The 15,370-nt window shown below is 67.2% G+C and carries 17 protein-coding genes; 8 read left to right on the forward strand and 9 right to left on the reverse strand.

What is annotated here, in order from left to right; genetic code table 11:
• Positions 1-6: 6 nt before the first annotated feature.
• Positions 7-1,278, forward strand: coding sequence for a UDP-N-acetylglucosamine 1-carboxyvinyltransferase (murA, locus tag AC5P76_RS14850; protein WP_053519424.1), 1,272 nt, complete (start codon positions 7-9; stop codon positions 1,276-1,278).
• Complete coding sequence (locus AC5P76_RS14855; protein WP_053519425.1) at positions 1,275-1,586, forward strand: hypothetical protein; 312 nt, start codon at positions 1,275-1,277, stop codon at positions 1,584-1,586. Before murA ends, AC5P76_RS14855 begins: the two co-directional genes overlap by 4 nt.
• Positions 1,587-1,672: 86 nt before the next feature.
• On the opposite strand, the gene AC5P76_RS14860 is transcribed toward AC5P76_RS14855, so the two are convergent.
• The 5 genes from AC5P76_RS14860 to purM all read right to left on the reverse strand — a co-directional run bounded on the left by AC5P76_RS14860 (position 1,673) and on the right by purM (position 5,484).
• Positions 1,673-2,356 (reverse strand): DUF3108 domain-containing protein, encoded by a 684-nt coding sequence (locus AC5P76_RS14860; protein WP_053519426.1) that lies wholly within the window; start codon positions 2,354-2,356, stop codon positions 1,673-1,675.
• Between the two features lie 2 nt (positions 2,357-2,358).
• Complete coding sequence (locus AC5P76_RS14865; protein ID WP_065174536.1) at positions 2,359-3,171, reverse strand: DUF3108 domain-containing protein; 813 nt, start codon at positions 3,169-3,171, stop codon at positions 2,359-2,361.
• Between the two features lie 67 nt (positions 3,172-3,238).
• Positions 3,239-3,898 carry a phosphoribosylglycinamide formyltransferase gene (gene purN / locus AC5P76_RS14870; protein ID WP_445393800.1) on the reverse strand — a complete coding sequence of 220 codons (660 nt, stop codon included), beginning with the start codon at positions 3,896-3,898 and terminating at the stop codon, positions 3,239-3,241.
• A 19-nt stretch (positions 3,899-3,917) separates the two neighbouring features.
• Positions 3,918-4,406: a hypothetical protein gene (locus tag AC5P76_RS14875; protein WP_053519429.1), complete on the reverse strand. Its 489-nt coding sequence runs from the start codon at positions 4,404-4,406 to the stop codon at positions 3,918-3,920.
• A gap of 19 nt (positions 4,407-4,425) precedes the next feature.
• A complete protein-coding gene (gene purM, locus AC5P76_RS14880; RefSeq protein WP_253118898.1) occupies positions 4,426-5,484 on the reverse strand; it encodes a phosphoribosylformylglycinamidine cyclo-ligase in 1,059 nt (352 codons plus the stop codon).
• 112 nt (positions 5,485-5,596) lie between these two features.
• Here purM and AC5P76_RS14885 point away from each other — a divergent pair, with 112 nt between their 5' ends.
• The 3 genes from AC5P76_RS14885 to hda are packed head-to-tail and all read left to right on the forward strand — an operon-like array spanning position 5,597 to position 8,600.
• Positions 5,597-6,724 carry a DUF2066 domain-containing protein gene (locus tag AC5P76_RS14885; protein WP_227255408.1) on the forward strand — a complete coding sequence of 376 codons (1,128 nt, stop codon included), beginning with the start codon at positions 5,597-5,599 and terminating at the stop codon, positions 6,722-6,724.
• Positions 6,721-7,893, forward strand: a complete 1,173-nt coding sequence (locus AC5P76_RS14890) for an AI-2E family transporter (RefSeq protein WP_065174539.1) — start codon at positions 6,721-6,723, stop codon at positions 7,891-7,893. The genes AC5P76_RS14885 and AC5P76_RS14890 overlap by 4 nt, the downstream gene beginning before the upstream one ends.
• A complete protein-coding gene (hda, locus tag AC5P76_RS14895) occupies positions 7,893-8,600 on the forward strand; it encodes a DnaA regulatory inactivator Hda (RefSeq protein WP_065182429.1) in 708 nt (235 codons plus the stop codon). Before AC5P76_RS14890 ends, hda begins: the two co-directional genes overlap by 1 nt.
• Positions 8,601-9,028: 428 nt before the next feature.
• On the opposite strand, the gene murU is transcribed toward hda, so the two are convergent.
• From murU to AC5P76_RS14915, 4 genes are all read right to left on the reverse strand, one after another.
• Positions 9,029-9,739 (reverse strand): N-acetylmuramate alpha-1-phosphate uridylyltransferase MurU, encoded by a 711-nt coding sequence (murU, locus tag AC5P76_RS14900; RefSeq protein ID WP_253118899.1) that lies wholly within the window; start codon positions 9,737-9,739, stop codon positions 9,029-9,031.
• Positions 9,736-10,761, reverse strand: coding sequence for an aminoglycoside phosphotransferase family protein (locus AC5P76_RS14905; RefSeq protein WP_253118900.1), 1,026 nt, complete (start codon positions 10,759-10,761; stop codon positions 9,736-9,738). The genes murU and AC5P76_RS14905 overlap by 4 nt, the downstream gene beginning before the upstream one ends.
• A gap of 64 nt (positions 10,762-10,825) precedes the next feature.
• Positions 10,826-11,095 carry a GlsB/YeaQ/YmgE family stress response membrane protein gene (locus tag AC5P76_RS14910; protein ID WP_065174540.1) on the reverse strand — a complete coding sequence of 90 codons (270 nt, stop codon included), beginning with the start codon at positions 11,093-11,095 and terminating at the stop codon, positions 10,826-10,828.
• A 69-nt stretch (positions 11,096-11,164) separates the two neighbouring features.
• Positions 11,165-12,658, reverse strand: coding sequence for a M20 family metallopeptidase (locus AC5P76_RS14915; RefSeq protein WP_053516630.1), 1,494 nt, complete (start codon positions 12,656-12,658; stop codon positions 11,165-11,167).
• A gap of 198 nt (positions 12,659-12,856) precedes the next feature.
• Here AC5P76_RS14915 and AC5P76_RS14920 point away from each other — a divergent pair, with 198 nt between their 5' ends.
• The 3 genes from AC5P76_RS14920 (at position 12,857) to AC5P76_RS14930 (ending at position 15,340) form a co-directional block, all read left to right on the forward strand.
• Positions 12,857-13,183 carry a ComEA family DNA-binding protein gene (locus AC5P76_RS14920; RefSeq protein WP_229765793.1) on the forward strand — a complete coding sequence of 109 codons (327 nt, stop codon included), beginning with the start codon at positions 12,857-12,859 and terminating at the stop codon, positions 13,181-13,183.
• Positions 13,184-13,521: 338 nt separating this feature from the next.
• A complete protein-coding gene (locus tag AC5P76_RS14925; protein ID WP_111185995.1) occupies positions 13,522-14,598 on the forward strand; it encodes a L,D-transpeptidase in 1,077 nt (358 codons plus the stop codon).
• Between the two features lie 16 nt (positions 14,599-14,614).
• Positions 14,615-15,340, forward strand: a complete 726-nt coding sequence (locus AC5P76_RS14930) for a murein L,D-transpeptidase catalytic domain family protein (protein ID WP_053516633.1) — start codon at positions 14,615-14,617, stop codon at positions 15,338-15,340.
• The last annotated feature ends 30 nt before the right edge of the window (positions 15,341-15,370 follow it).

Here is a 15,370-nt window from a genome sequence, read left to right on the forward strand (position 1 = left end):
AACCCCATGGCCAAGATCGTTGTAACCGGCGGCGCTGCGCTGCACGGTGAAGTGAGCATCTCCGGCGCCAAGAACGCCGTCCTCCCCATCCTCTGCGCGACCCTGCTGGCCGATGAGCCGGTGGAGATCACCAACGTGCCCCACCTGCACGATGTGGTCACCACGGTGAAGCTGCTGGGCGAACTGGGCGCCAAGGTCACCATCGACCAGGGCACGCTGTCGCGCGGCAGCGCGATCGTGGTCGACCCGCGTGCGGTGAACCAGCATGTGGCGCCGTACGAACTGGTCAAGACCATGCGTGCGTCGATCCTGGTGCTGGGTCCGCTGCTGGCCCGTTTCGGTGCGGCCGAAGTGTCGCTGCCCGGTGGCTGTGCCATCGGCTCGCGTCCGGTCGACCAGCACATCAAGGGCCTGCAGGCGCTTGGTGCCGACATCGTGGTAGAGAACGGATTCATCAAGGCTTCGGCCAAGCGCTTGAAGGGTGGCCACTTCACCTTCGACATGGTGAGCGTGACCGGGACCGAGAACGTGCTGATGGGCGCGGTGCTGGCCGAAGGCACCACCATCCTCGACAACTGCGCGATGGAGCCGGAGGTGACCGATCTGGCCCATTGCTTGATCGCTCTGGGTGCGAAGATCGAAGGCCTCGGCACCGCCCGCCTGGTGATCGAAGGCGTGGAGCGCCTCTCCGGTGGCCGTCATGAAGTGCTGCCCGACCGCATCGAGACCGGCACCTTCCTGGTGGCCGCCGCGATGACCGGCGGCAAGGTCACGGTCAACCGTGCGCGTCCGAACACCATGGACGCGGTGCTGTCCAAGCTGGTCGAGGCGGGTGCCCGGATCGAGACCACCGAGGACAGCATCACCCTGGACATGCAGGGCAAGCGGCCGAAGGCGGTGAACCTGACCACCGCGCCGTATCCGGCATTCCCGACCGACATGCAGGCGCAGTTCATGGCGCTCAACTGCGTGGCCGACGGCGTCGGCGTGATCAACGAAACGATCTTCGAGAACCGTTTCATGCACGTCAACGAGCTGCTGCGCCTGGGCGCGGACATCCAGGTCGAAGGCCATACCGCGATCGTGCGTGGCAGCGAGCACCTGAGCGGCGCGCCGGTCATGGCCACCGACCTGCGTGCATCGGCATCGCTGATCCTGGCCGGCCTGATGGCCAGCGGCGATACCACCATCGATCGCATCTACCACCTCGATCGCGGCTACGAGAACATCGAAGAGAAGCTGTCTTCGCTCGGTGCCACCATCCGGCGCGTGCCATGATCCTTCGCGGAAAATTCAGCCCGCGTCGCAAGGCGCTGCTGGCGCTGGTGCTGATCGTGCTGGCGTGGCTGGGATATGCCTGGTACGCCGATATCGCCATCACCCGCGGCATCGAGCAGAAGGACATGGACTGGAACGGTGACGGCACGGTATCGCGTGACGAGATCATCCAGTCGTTCTATGCCGTGTCGGTGAACGACAGCCAGGAAGGCAACCGCCATTGCCGCACGTTCGTCTGGCGCGGAAGCGGTGAGCAGATCCGGGTGGACTGCCGCACCGAGTTCAAACCGGCCGAAGAGAAGAAATGAAAAACGCCCGCGCAAGCGGGCGTTTTCCTTGTGCGGGGCCGGGGTCAGAGCCCATCCCCGAGGGGATGGGATCCGACCCCCGGCACTCAGTTCATCGATCGGATGGTCAGGTCCAGCGCGTCGCGGCCGCTTTCCCGCTGCAGCATGCGCGCCGGCACCGGAAACTCCGGCACGATCCAGGCGATCAGCTCCTTGTTGCCATCGGCACGCGACACCTTGGTCGCCTCGTAGCTCTTGCCGCCCACGGTGATCGATTCCTTGCCGATCACACGGTAGGTCATGTTCTTGATCCGGCCCTCGTCGACCATGCGGTAGGTCAACGGCTTGCCGGCTGCCAGGTCGCGGGCGATGGCCAGATTGATCAGCAGCGCATCCATGTCGCCGGCCTTCAGGGCGATCGGTCCGGCGCGGTCCGGCTTGATGTCGCCGGTCCAGGTGGCCTGGTTGCTGGTCCAGTTGTAGTTGGCCTGCACGTTGCGCTTCTTCACCAGCAGCGCCGAGCGGTCCTGGCTGCTGAGCGGACGCAGCTGGCCGCGCACTTCCTCGAACACGGTGCTCTGGCTCAGGTCGGCCAGCTGGTTTTTCACCTGCAGGCTGTAGCGCCACTTGTTGCTGCCTTCACTGGCCAGCGTCATGGTGCCGTTGGCCTGCATGCCCATGTAGCTGGCCAGATAGTCGGCCTTGAACGGCTCCAGGGCCATCGCCGGCAGGCTGGCCATCGACAGGGTGGCAGCGGCGATCCACGTCAGGGGGCGGGAGAGGGTGTTCATGCTCAGACTCCTTGGTATTCGATCAGGCGGAGATCGACGCGGTCTTCGCCATCTTCGCGTTGCAGGATGCGCACCGGGGTGGGGACACCGTTGGCGATCCAGAGAATGGTTTCGTTGTTGCCGCCGTTGCTGCGGTATACCCGCAGCGCGTTGTAGGACAGGTCGCCGACCTCGACGTTCTCGGTCTGCGGCGCGGCCTGGTAGTCGTGCTGGCGCACCTTGCCCATGTCGACGTAGCGGTAGTGCATGGCCACGCCCGGGCGGGCATCACGCATGATCGCCAGGTTGATCAGCAGGGCGCTCTGATCGCCGGCCTGCAGCGGAATGGGCTGCGCGCGATCCTTTTTCACATCGCCGGTCCACTGCGCGGTGCCGGCCTGCCAGTTATAGGTACCGACGGCCTTCTTGCCCAGGAACAGGCCCTTGCGCACCGTGCTCTGGCTCAGCGGCGCATAGACGCCGCCGCGCTCCTCGAACACCGTGCTCTGCTCGATGTTCAGGCCGAGCACGCTGGCAAAGCCGCGGCGGCCCACCACCTGCATGTCCACCCGCCACTGGTTGCCGCCGGTATGGGTGACCTGCATGGTGGCATCGCCGGCTTCCTTGCCCTTGTAGAAGGCCTGGTAGGTAGCGGTGAACGGTTGCAGCGGCGGCGGTTCCCAGGCCAGCGCGGGCAGCATGGGCACGGCCGGTGCTGCCGGGGCCTGCGACGGAGCTGCCGGGTCGGCAGAGGGCTGTGCTTGGCCCCAGCCCACGCCAGGCAACACGGCAAGCGACAACAGCAGGGGCGTGCACAGCAGCGTCGTGGTCTTCATGGGGGACAGGGGCCGCAGGAGTGGGGCAGGATGCCAGCCCCGCAGTCAGCGGGGCGTGTGCAGAACGTTATCGGTTCAGGTTTCCGGCGGAATCTAGGGCCAGCGGCCTAAACAGGGGGTGACCGTCGAGGATCGCCTGTCCTTCCCGTTCAGCCAGCCGGCCATCGCACAGCAGCTGCAGGCTGGCGATCAGCAGCGGGTGTTCCACCGCCAGCACGCGCTCGGCAAGGGTCTGTGCATCGTCGCCTGCCAGCACCGGCACGCGCGCCTGCGCCAGCACCGTACCCGCGTCCAGCTCCGGCACCACCAGATGCACGCTTGCGCCATGCTCGGCATCGCCGGCTTCCAGCGCCCGGGCGTGCGTATGCAGGCCCTTGTACAGCGGCAGCAGCGACGGGTGGATGTTGACCAGGCGACCGTTGAAGCGCTGCACGAAGCCAGCGCCGAGAATGCGCATGTAGCCGGCGCAGACGATCCAGTCCGGAGCGGAGGCGGCAACCGCGTCGCCCAGGGCCAGCTCGTAGGCGGCACGATCGCTGAATTCCTTCGGTGCATGCGCCCAGCGCCGGGAAGGATCGACCCGCTGCAGGGCCGCGGCATCGGGGCGGTCGGAGAACACGCCCACTACGTCGGCCGGCAGGCGGCCCGATGCGATGGCATCCAGGATGGCCTGCAGGTTGCTGCCGCGCCCGGAGGCGAGCACGGCGATGCGGCGGGGTGCGTTCATTACCGGCAACCCAGGCGGCTCAAACGCTTGCCGACGGAGTGTCGAACACGGCTTTCACCTGGGGGCGGAGCAGGGCGATCAGGGTGAACACCCCCAGCACCGTGCCCACGGGGGTGAACAGGCAGGACAGGCCCGCGACCACCAGGCACAGCACGTAACGGCGGCGCTGCGCCAGGCAGCGCCCGGCGTAGGCGACGAAGGCGCCCAGGGTGACGCCGCCCACCACGATCACGCTGCCGATGATGGTGAACATCCAGCCGAACATCCGCTGCTCGGCGGGCGATGAGGGCTGCCCCTCCGAGCTCAGCGGCAATGCCCCGGTCAGGGCGCTCACGCCCAGCACGATGTGGATGATGAAGATCAGCGAGAACAGTGCGATGAGCGCACCAACCACGTAGTGGCCGATGGACAGCGCCCGCAGATGGCTGGCGTCCTGCGGGCCGAATACGGGTGCCGTCAGCAGCGGCGGCGGCACCGGGTTCGAGGGGGATGGGGGCATTGCGTCCATGCGGGCTCCTCTGCAGGGGTCAGGCGATGCGGACGCGCTCGGCGCCTTCGGTGGTGACGACCTGGCCGATGGTCCAGTGATCCAGGCCCTGGGCCGTGACCGCGGCGGACACCGCCTCGACCTGGTCCGGCGCGACGATCAGCACGAAGCCGATGCCGCAGTTGAAGGTGCGCCACATTTCGCTGTCGGCGACCGCGCCTTCCTTCTGAAGCCACTGGAACACCGGCGGCAGCGTCCACGAGGCCGCCTGGATGTCCAGGCCGAGGCCGTCCGGGACCACCCGGATGATGTTCTCGGTCAGTCCGCCACCGGTGATGTGGGCCATGCCATGGATGGCATCGCCGTGCGACTTCAGCAGCGACAGGATCGGCTTGACGTACAACCGGGTCGGTGCCATCAGCGCGTCGACCAGCTTCACGCCGCCTTCCAGCTCAAGATCGGCCGGACGCCCGGCGCGGTCGTAGATGCGGCGGACCAGCGAGTAGCCGTTGGAGTGCGGGCCGGACGAGGCGATGCCGATCAGCACATCGCCGGCCGCCACGCTGGCGCCATCCTTCAGTTCGCTCTTTTCCACCGCGGCCACGGTGAAGCCGGCCAGATCGTACTCGCCCGGGGCATACATGTCGGGCATTTCAGCGGTTTCGCCGCCGATCAGTGCGCAGCCGGCCTCGGTGCAGCCGTTGGCGATGCCGCTCACGACCGCCGCGGCGGTATCCACGTCCAGCTTGCCGGTGGCGAAGTAGTCCAGGAAGAACAGCGGCTCGGCGCCCTGCACCAGCACGTCGTTCACGCACATCGCGACCAGATCGATGCCGATCGTATCGTGGCGGTTCAGCTGGTGGGCCAGCTTCAGCTTGGTGCCGACACCGTCGGTACCCGACACCAGCACCGGTTCGCGGTACTTGTTGGACAGGTCGAACAGGGCGCCGAAACCGCCCAGGCCGCCCATCACTTCCGGACGGAAGCTGCGCTTGACCAGGGGCTTGATCCGCTCGACCAGTTCGTTGCCGGCGTCGATGTCGACGCCCGCGTCACGGTAGGTGAGGGGGGAGGGGGCGGAAGACGGGGTGTTGGTCACGGGCGTCGGCGCTGGCAGGGGTTGAACGGGCGATTTTAACAGGCCGCATTGGCGCACAGGCCGTATTCGGGCAACAATTCCCCCCGGATACGTCGAGCCAATGGATGTCCTGATGCGCCGCAGCCTGATTCTCACCCTGCTTCTTGCGTTGAGCCTGCCGGTGGCCACGATGGCCCAGAGCGGCCTGCGCACCGAGGGGGATGTCGCCACCGCCAGTGGGGCCTACGAGGCCGAAGTGCCGGTCAACAGCCAGGCCGAGGCCGACCGCAATGGCGGGCTGGCACGTGCCCTGAGCGTAGTGCTGGGCAAGCTGTCGGGCGACCGCAGCGTGATGTCCCGGCCAGGCGTGGTGCAGGCCCTGCGCAATGCCAAGGATTACGTGGCCAGCTACGACTACAAGCAGGACCAGAGCGTCAGCGCCAGCGGTGCGCCCAGTTTCCGGACCCTGCTGGTGGCCCGTTTCCGCGAGGATGACGTCGATTCGCTGGTCGCCGCGCTGGGCCTGCCGCTGTGGCCGCAGCCCCGACCGAAGCCGGTGCTGTGGCTGGCCGTCGATGACGGCAGCGGCCCGCGCCTGGTCAGCGTGCAGCAGGCCAATGCCGCGCGCCCGCTGCTGAACCGCGCCATCGAGCGCGGCTACAAGCTGGGCCTGCCCAGTGGGGGCGCTGCCGAACAGGCGCTGGCCGGTGCCATCTGGCGCCAGGACAGCGCCGCCGTGGCCCGCGCCTCTTCGCGCTACTCGCCGCCGATGCAGCTGATCGGCAAGCTCTACCGTGCCAATGGCGGCTGGCAGGCGGACTGGGTGTTCGTCGACGATGGCCGTGAACTGAACAGATGGACCAGCAAGGACGCCAACGCCATGCGCGCGATGGCCGCGGGTGCCGACGGCGCGGCCGACGCGCTGGTCAAGCGTTATGCCAAGGCGGGTGTGGCCACCGGCCAGGCGGGCAGCTACCGGGTGGTGGTCACCGGCATCAACAGTGCCGATGACTACCTGCGACTGGCCGCGGGCCTGCGCGACGTGCCGGTGGTGCGCAATGTCACTCCGCTGCACGCCAGCGCGGGCCGGCTGGAGCTGACCGTGGAAATGACCACCGGCCTGGCCGGCTTCAACCGCATGCTGGGTGACAGCGGCGTACTGGTTCCGAACGCCCCGCTGCCTGCCCTTCCGACACCGATCGATGACACCACCGGCGTGCCGGTGCAGGCGCCGGTCAGCAACGAGTACCGACTGCGATGACCCTGACGCCGGAAGCTGAAATCGCGCAGTTCCTGCGCCGGGTCAAATACATCCTGCTTGCCGGCCTGATCGGCTGGATCGTGTGGCTGCTGGCGCCGATCCTGACGCCGTTCGTGCTGGCGCTGGCGCTGGCCTGGCTGGGTGATCCGCTGGTGGACCGCATCGAGGCCACCGGGCGCTCGCGCATGACCGGCGTGGTGCTGGTGTTCGTGGCCATGGTGCTGGTGATCGTCGCCGCGCTGCTGGTGCTGGTGCCGATGATCGAAAAGCAGATCACCACCCTGGTGGCGGCCGTGCCCCAGGCGCAGGCCTGGCTGATGCAGACCGGCATTCCGTGGTTCGAGCAGAAGACCGGCCTGGAGGTGATGCAGTGGCTGGACCCGGATCGCCTGATCGAATGGGTGCGCAGCCATTGGCAGCAGGCGGGCGGCTTCGCCAAGACCTTCATGGGATATGTCTCGCGCTCGGGCTTCACGATGGTGACCTGGGTGGTCAACATCCTGCTGCTGCCGATCCTGGCGTTCTACTTCCTGCGCGACTGGGACAAGCTGGTGGAGCGGGTCGCCTCGGTCATTCCGCGCAACCACATCGGCACCATCACGGCGCTGGCGCGCGAATCCAACGAGGTGCTGGGGGCCTTCATCCGCGGCCAGTTCCTGGTGATGCTGGCACTGGGCGTGATCTATGCCGGCGGCCTGTCGCTGGTGGGGCTGAAGCTGGGGCTGCTGATCGGCATGATCGCGGGCCTGATCAGCTTCATTCCGTACCTGGGCGCGACCACCGGCATCCTGATGGCGATCATCGCCGCGCTGGTGCAGGCGCAGGGCTTCGACCTGAAACTGCTGATACTGGTCGGCGTGGTGTTCACGGTCGGCCAGTTGCTGGAGAGTTATGTACTGACGCCGCGCATCGTCGGCGACAAGATCGGCCTGCATCCGGTGGCGGTGATCTTCGCGGTGATGGCCGGCGGCCAGCTGTTCGGCTTCCTCGGCATGCTGCTGGCGCTGCCGGTGGCTGCCGTGTCCAACGTGCTGCTGCGCTATGCGCACCAGCGCTATCGGCAGAGCGATCTTTACGCGGGTGAGAAATCGGCGATCGTGCTTGACGGTGTGGTCGAGCCGCCCCACATCATCCTCGACACGAACGACAAGGGCCCCGACCTGAAGTGATGGGTGTGCCGCAATTGCCGCTGGCCCTGCACTACCCGCGGGACCAGCGCCTGGAGACCTTCATCGGCGCACCGGATGGTGCGCTGGCGCAGCTGCGCGCGATCGCGGTCGGTGCCAGCCACGACTGGGTCTACCTGGAAGGCGCGGCAGGCACGGGCAAGACGCATCAGGCGCTGGCGATGTGTTCCAGCGCCGAGCAGGCCGGGCGGCTGCCGACCTATGTGCCGCTGGCCAGTGCGGCCGGCCGTGTGCGTGCAGCGCTGGAGGGGCTGGAGGCGCGCGAGCTGGTCGCGCTGGACGGATTGGACGAGATTGCCGGCAACCGTGAGGACGAGATTGCCCTGTTCGATTTCCATAACCGTGCGCGCGCTGCCGGCGTGACCGTGCTCTACACGGCGCAGAAGGCGCCGGCCGAACTCGGACTGGTGCTGCCGGACCTGCGCTCGCGGCTGGGCCAGTGCGTGCGGGTGCTGTTGCAGCCGCTGGACGAGGAAGGACGCGCGGCGGTGCTGCGCGAGCGCGCGCTGCGACGGGGGCTGGCCATCGACGAGGCCGCGATCGAGTGGCTGCTGTCGCACACCGGGCGCGAGCTGGGCGGGCTGATCACGTTGCTGGACTGGCTGGACCGCGAATCGCTGGCGGCCAAGCGTCGGATCACCGTGCCGTTCCTGCGCCAGGTGCTGGAAGAAGGCCGCCCTCGCTACTGAGGTTGGGGTTTGTTTTGCAGGGCTGCCGCCCTGCACCCGCCGAAGCCAGTGCCGAAGCCGGAGCAACGTCAACGTCAAACGCTGGCTTCCTCAGGGGAGGCGGGGTGGCTCAGGTTGCGGGGGACGGCGCAAGTACGTCCATGTAGCCTCGGTCGCGCCATCCATGGCGCTCACGCCCCCGCAACCTGAGCCACCCCGCCTTCGACAGGTTCCCGCAATCTGCCGGGATTGCGTACTGCACTGCTGTTGGTGGGTGTCGACCTTGGTCGACACGGTAGAGCCACGCTACGCGTGGATGCGCTTTCGCTTCGTGAGCGAAGCGACCTGCTTCTGCTTTTCTTTACTCTCTTCCGTGGCTGGACGCGCACGGAAACTGTCAGAGGCCCGGCCAGGCACGGCTTTGATTGGAGCGACCAACCACGAGGGGCTCAGCCGTTCGCCGCCAACTCAACATCCAGCGCACGAAGGCGATCCACCGTGCCGACGTCGGTCCAGCGCCCGCGATGGTGCTGCCCCATCATCAATCCCTGCGCCATGAAGTGCTTCTGCAGTGGCACCACCGAGAACTTCGGCGGCAGCCGCTCGCTGCCCGGCGCATCACCAATCACCGTGCGCCAGTCGGCCACGATTGAAGGGCGGTACACGCCGATGCCGGCATAGGTCAGGCACGGTCCTTCGCGGTCATGGTGCAGCAGGCCCTGTGTGTCCAGCCGGTAATCACCGTGCGGATGCTGCGTGGGGTTGTCGACCAGCACCAGATGCGCCTGGCCCTGCGGCTCGCGCGGCAGTGTGTCGAAATCGAAATCGGTCCAGATGTCGCCGTTGACCACCAGGAACGGATCCTCACCCAGTGCCGGCAGAGCATTGAGAATGCCTCCGCCGGTCTCCAGCGGGGTATCGCCTTCATGCATGAAGTGCAGGCGCACACCCCATCGGCTGCCATCGCCGAGCATCGCCGGGAACTGTTCCGCCAGCCACGCGGTATTGACCACGATATCGCGCACGCCGCAGGCGGCCAGGCGCTCCAGGTGCCAGACGATCAGCGGCTTGCCGGCCACTGCGAGCAGCGGCTTGGGTGTGTGCAGGGTCAGCGGGCGCATACGCTCGCCCAGACCGGCGGCGAAGATCAGCGCCTTCATCGGGCCATGCGCATCGGTGCACCGAGCTCGGCCAGCGCCGGCTTGATGCGTGTGTCCAGCAGCTGCCGCAGGGGGGCCAGCTCGCGGTAGCGCGGCAGTACTTCGTCCAGATAGGTGATGAAGCGCGGCGCATCGTCCAGGTAATGACCCTTGTTGTCGCGGTAACGCAGGCGGCAGAACAGGCCCAGGATCTTCACGTGGCGCTGGATGCCCATCCAGTCCGCGTCACGCAGGAAGGTCGCACGGTCGGGCACCGGCAGGCCCGCAGCGTGCGCGCGCGCGTGGTACTGCGCGAGCCACTCGTCCACGCGCTGCAGCGGCCAGCTCAGGAACGCGTCCTTGAACAGGCTCACGGCATCGTAGGCGATCGGGCCCCGCACCAGGTCCTGGAAATCCAGCACGGCCGGACCGTCGGCAACGGGCATCAGATTGCGCGGCATGTAGTCGCGGTGGGTCATCAGCTGCGCCTGGCCCAGTGCGTTGTCCATCAACCGGCGATGGACCAGCTGCAGGCCCTCGACCTCGCCGCAGTCCAGCTGCAGGTTGAGATGGCGCTGCAGGAACCATTCGTCGAACAGGCCGGCATCACGCTGCAGCAGGGCTTCGCCGAACTGGCCGAAGTCGGCCGGCACCGGGATCGCCTGCAGGCGCAGCAGCTGATCGATGGCGCGGCCGAACCATTCATCGGCGTTGCGCTCGTCGAGGATTCTCGCCAGGGTCGGACCGCCGAGATCCTCCAGCAGCAGGAAGCCGGCGTCCAGATCCTGCGCAAGCAGGGCCGGCACACGCAGGCCATGGTCGTGCAGCAGGCCGCGCATGCGCAGCCAGGGGCGGGGGTCTTCCAGTCCCGGCGGAGCATCCATCACGATGTGGCTGCCGCGTGTACCGGTGACGCGCCAGTAGCTGCGCATGCCCGCATCGACCGAGGCACGTTCAACCACGGCCTGTGCATCGCCAAGCTGGATACGGGCCCACTGCAGTCGCTGCGCGCTGCGCTGGGGATCGGAGGCGGGTTCGGTCATGCGGGCATATCCGGGCGCGCGGGGCGCGCCGACGTCGGGGACAGGAGGGAAAGGTGGGGCCGTTTCAGCGGCGACCGCTGAACAGGCGCAGGATCGCCAGCACGGCCACCGCGCCGACCACGGCACCGAGGAACCCAGCCGGTTCGCCGGGGGCGTACCAGCCCATGTACTGGCCGAACCAGCCGGCCAGCAGGGCACCGAGGATGCCCAGCACGATGGTCAGCAGGCAGCCCATGCGGTTGTTGCCCGGCATGACGAAGCGCCCGAGCAGGCCGACGAAGAAGCCGACCAGCAGGATGTACAGCCAGCTGCTGCTGCCGAACAGACCATTCATGCGTGTGCGTTCCGCTTGAGAAGAACGCAGCCTAGCAAGGCCGGGCTGCGTCCGTCACGGTGTGCCGGATCAGCAGCAGCCGTGGTCGCCATGGCGCGTGCCGCTGTCGGCGGCCACCGGCGAACCACTGGTCTCGCCACGCAGGCTGGCGGCGTAGTGCTCGCTGATCACCTTGGACACGCAGGCGGTGACCTTCTTGCCCATCGGAATGTGCAGGAACTCGTTCGGGCCATGCGCGTTCGAGTGCGGGCCAAGCACGCCGGTGATCATGAACTGGGCACCGGGGAACTTCTCGCCCAGCATGCCCATGAACGGAATCGAGCCGCCTTCGCCCATGTACATCGCCGGCTTGCCGAAGAAGGTCTGGCTGGCTTCGTCGATGGCCTTGGTCAGCCACGGCGCCATGGCCGGGGCATTCCAGCCGGTGGAGGCCTTTTCCAGATCCAGGGTGACCTGCGCGCCGTTCGGAGGATCGCGCAGCAGCGCTTCTTTCAGCAGCTCGCCGCAGGTCTTGCCATCGGCGGTGGGCGGCAGGCGCAGCGACAGCTTCACCGAGGTCTGCGGGCGCAGCACGTTGCCGGCCGATTCCAGCGGCGGCATGCCGCCGATTCCGGTGACCGACAACGCCGGGCGCCAGGTGCGGTTGAGCACCAGCTCAGTGAGGTCTTCGTTCATCGGGCGCAGGCCATCGACCAGCGGGAACTTCTCGAAGATGGCCGTATCGACCACTTCGGCGGCACGCTTGGCCTGTTCCTGGCGCTCGGCCGGGATTTCCACGTTCATGCCGTCGATCAGGATGCGGCCGGTGTCCTGGTCCTCGATGCGCGACAGCAGCTGGCGCAGCAGGCGGAAGCTGGACGGCACCACGCCGGAGGCATCGCCGGAATGCACGCCTTCGTTGAGCACCTTGACGGTGAAGTTGCCCCCGGTGAGACCGCGCAGCGACGTGGTGCACCAGAGCTGGTCGTAGTTGGCGCAGCCCGAATCCAGGCAGACCACCAGCGACGGCTTGCCGATGCGGTCGGCCAGATGGTCCACGTAGGCGGGCAGGTCGTAACTGCCGGACTCTTCACAGGCTTCGATCAGGACCACGCAGCGCGCGTGCGGCAGGCCCTGGGCCTGCAGGGCCAGCACGGCGGCCAGCGAACCGAAGATCGCGTAGCCATCGTCGGCGCCGCCGCGGCCATAGAGCTTGTCGCCACGCAGGACCGGGGTCCACGGGCCCAGGTCGTCGTCCCAGCCGGTCATTTCCGGCTGCTTGTCCAGGTGCCCGTAGAGCAGGATGGTGTCGTCGCCGGTTTCACTGCCGGTGGCGGGAATTTCCAGAAGAATCAGCGGGGTACGGCCTTCCAGGCGGACCACTTCGACCTTCAGGCCCGGCAGCTCCTGTGCCTTGGCCCAGGTCTCCATCAGGGTGACCGCCTGTTCCATGTAGCCGTTCTGCACCCAATTGGCGTCGAACATCGGCGACTTGTTGGGAATGCGGATGTAGTCGACCAACTGCGGGACGATTTCGCTGTCCCACTTGTCATTCACGAATTGGCCGAGCTTGGCGCTGTCCATCTGAAACTCCGGTTGCATGGCTGATCCAGCCATTCTACGCCTGCGCCGGGGGTAGGGTTTTTCCTACATCACGTCGGGTATTTGGCTGGCTTTTAGAAATCCACGAAACCGATAGTCTGTGTGTATGTGGTGACGGACACTGTTCCTACCGACGGGATTGCCGGTCGGGGCGGCCAGAACCACAAGGAGTTATACGTCGTGCCTTGGTTAGTCGTGTTGAGGGCACTGGTACTGGCAATGGGGATCGCAGGGGCGCATGCCGCCGAACCGATCGACATCAACCGGGCCGATGTCCAGGCGCTGCAGCAGGGATTGACGATGGTCGGAGCCAGGAAGGCTGCGGCGATCGTCGAGCACCGGCGCAGACACGGGCCCTTCAAGCGCGTCGAGGATCTGACGCAGGTGAAGGGGATAGGGACAGTGATCGTCGAACGGAATCGACAGCGGATCACCGTAGGCGACAGGCTGTTGCCCGCGGATCCGGTACCCGGATCGGTACCGGTGCGGACCGTACCAAGGCGTTGACAACAGGAATCGTCGGGACCCGCAGGAGGCCGGTCCACCGGGCACCGCCAGGGAGGCTGTGTTCACCGACCGTCGCAGGAGGCGGCACCAATCACCAGGATGGTGGCATCACAGACCTGTGGAAGGGGCTGAGATACAAGCAGGACAGACGCGGCCGCGTGCAGGATGCAACGCCACCCCCACCTCGCAGGACGCGCGGGGGAGGCAGCAGGCCGACAAGGACGTGACGATTGCCCGGTACGACACAGGGTTGTGTCGCCGGGCATTCTCTTTTGGCGCGTTCGCTACGGCGCGATGGTGTACGGTGACCGCTTCGCATGGAATGGAACCTCCGCTGGATGCGTCTGCACCGTCCGTCCCTGATGCTCTCCCTTGTCCTGGCACTGCCGCTGACCGTGCAGGCCGGGCCGCCGTCTTCGCACTCGACCGACCCGTCCGGGCCGGTGGCCGCCGAACGCGGGCCTACTGATCTCAAGCCGGGCGAATTCCTCTGGCATCCGGAGATTTCCCCGGCCGGCCCGATCGTGCTGGTCGTCAGTCTGGACGAGCAGCGCGCCTACGTGTATCGCAACGGGATCGCCATCGGGCTGACCACGATCAGTTCGGGCAAGGCGGGACACGAGACGCCGACCGGGGTGTTCACGATCCTGCAGAAAGACAAGGACCACCGCTCCAACCTCTATAACAGCGCACCGATGCCGTACATGCAGCGGCTGACCTGGGACGGCATCGCCCTGCATGGCGGCAGCCTGCCGGGGCATCCGGCCTCGCATGGCTGCGTACGGCTGCCCCAGGCGTTCGCGCAGAAGCTGTTCAGCGAGACCCGGCGCGGCGATACGGTGGTGGTGGCCGATGCCAAGAGCGCGCCGATGACGCTGGCCTATCCCGCCGTACTGGCGCCGGTCAACGCGCGCGGCGAGGCCCTGCCCGAAACCGGCGACGGCAGTGTGGCGGCGGCCTGGTGGAACGACAGCGCGGCGCCGGCCGGGCAGGTCGGCATCCTGGTCAGCCTGCACGACCAGCGGCTGTACGTCCTGCGCGACGGCGTGATGATCGGCGAATCGCCGCTGAAAGCCGACGCGCTGCCAGCCTTCCAGGGCACCACGCTGTTCGTGATGGGGCAGGGCTACAGCGATGTTCCCAGCCCGCTCGATGCGAAGCAGCGCCTGCATCAATGGACGGCCTATCCGTTGCTGGGCCAGGACCGTGCGCAGGCGACCCCGGACCTGTTGGCCACGCCGTCGCTGCCACTGGCGCTGCCGGCCGATTTCGCCCGCCAGCTGTACCAGGTGCTGGTGCCGGGCACGACGCTGCTGGTGACCTCGCTGCCCGCCGTGCGCCCAAGCCCGGCTGAATCCGGCCTGCAGCCGGTCTTGGAATCCGAGCCGGCAGGGTCCACTCTCACAGGCAACTGAGTCCTGTGTCCCGTCCATGACCGCATCCCGCCTGTGCCGGCTGGCCACGCTTGGCCTGCTGGCAACCTCGGCCAGCGCACCCGCGTTGGCGCAGACGCCCGCCATCGCGACCCGTGCCGAGGATCTGGCCGCCCTGCTGGCACGCACCGCGCCGAAGGCCGATCGCCATGTGCTGCAGCTGGCGGCGCAGGCCATGCGCTGCGCCCTGTTGCGACCGGAGCTGGGCATCAGCGGCGAACGCCTGAGCGTGATCGACTATTCGCGGCCCTCCACCGAGCCGCGCCTGTGGGTGTTCGACCTGGCGCACCAGCGGCTTTTGTTCGAGGAATGGGTGGCGCACGGCCGCAACAGTGGTGAGAACCGGACCGAGCATTTTTCCAATCGCGACGGCAGTTACATGTCCAGCCTCGGTGTGTTCACTGCGCAGGAAACCTACATGGGCGGCAACGGCTACTCATTGCGGCTGGCCGGGCTGGAACCGGGCTTCAACGACCGCGCGCGCGAGCGTGCGATCGTCATCCATGGCGCCCCCTACGTGAATCCGGCGACCGCCCAGCTGCAGGGTCGGCTGGGCCGCAGCCTGGGGTGTCCGGCGGTGCGGCTGTCGGTGGCCAGGCCGCTGATCGACGCGTTGCGTGGTGGCACGATGGTGTTCGCCTATTACCCCGACCAGGACTGGCTGAAGCATTCGCAGCTGCTGGGTGGCCAGTGCGGCGCGCAGGGTACGGTCGCCACGCGCTGATGCGCGATTGCACGTGGCGTGGTGCAATGC

The organism is Stenotrophomonas sp. YJH_SMC_36, assembly GCF_059369935.1.

Coding starts and splice junctions, on each gene's coding strand:
- murA (WP_053519424.1), top strand. CDS start 7: ATGGCCAAGATCGTTGTAACCGGCGGCGCTGCGCTGCACGGTGAAGTG.
- AC5P76_RS14855 (WP_053519425.1), top strand. CDS start 1,275: ATGATCCTTCGCGGAAAATTCAGCCCGCGTCGCAAGGCGCTGCTGGCG.
- AC5P76_RS14860 (WP_053519426.1), bottom strand. CDS start 2,356: ATGAACACCCTCTCCCGCCCCCTGACGTGGATCGCCGCTGCCACCCTG.
- AC5P76_RS14865 (WP_065174536.1), bottom strand. CDS start 3,171: ATGAAGACCACGACGCTGCTGTGCACGCCCCTGCTGTTGTCGCTTGCC.
- purN (WP_445393800.1), bottom strand. CDS start 3,898: ATGAACGCACCCCGCCGCATCGCCGTGCTCGCCTCCGGGCGCGGCAGC.
- AC5P76_RS14875 (WP_053519429.1), bottom strand. CDS start 4,406: ATGGACGCAATGCCCCCATCCCCCTCGAACCCGGTGCCGCCGCCGCTG.
- AC5P76_RS14885 (WP_227255408.1), top strand. CDS start 5,597: ATGCGCCGCAGCCTGATTCTCACCCTGCTTCTTGCGTTGAGCCTGCCG.
- AC5P76_RS14890 (WP_065174539.1), top strand. CDS start 6,721: ATGACCCTGACGCCGGAAGCTGAAATCGCGCAGTTCCTGCGCCGGGTC.
- hda (WP_065182429.1), top strand. CDS start 7,893: ATGGGTGTGCCGCAATTGCCGCTGGCCCTGCACTACCCGCGGGACCAG.
- murU (WP_253118899.1), bottom strand. CDS start 9,739: ATGAAGGCGCTGATCTTCGCCGCCGGTCTGGGCGAGCGTATGCGCCCG.
- AC5P76_RS14905 (WP_253118900.1), bottom strand. CDS start 10,761: ATGACCGAACCCGCCTCCGATCCCCAGCGCAGCGCGCAGCGACTGCAG.
- AC5P76_RS14910 (WP_065174540.1), bottom strand. CDS start 11,095: ATGAATGGTCTGTTCGGCAGCAGCAGCTGGCTGTACATCCTGCTGGTC.
- AC5P76_RS14915 (WP_053516630.1), bottom strand. CDS start 12,658: ATGGACAGCGCCAAGCTCGGCCAATTCGTGAATGACAAGTGGGACAGC.
- AC5P76_RS14925 (WP_111185995.1), top strand. CDS start 13,522: ATGCGTCTGCACCGTCCGTCCCTGATGCTCTCCCTTGTCCTGGCACTG.
- AC5P76_RS14930 (WP_053516633.1), top strand. CDS start 14,615: ATGACCGCATCCCGCCTGTGCCGGCTGGCCACGCTTGGCCTGCTGGCA.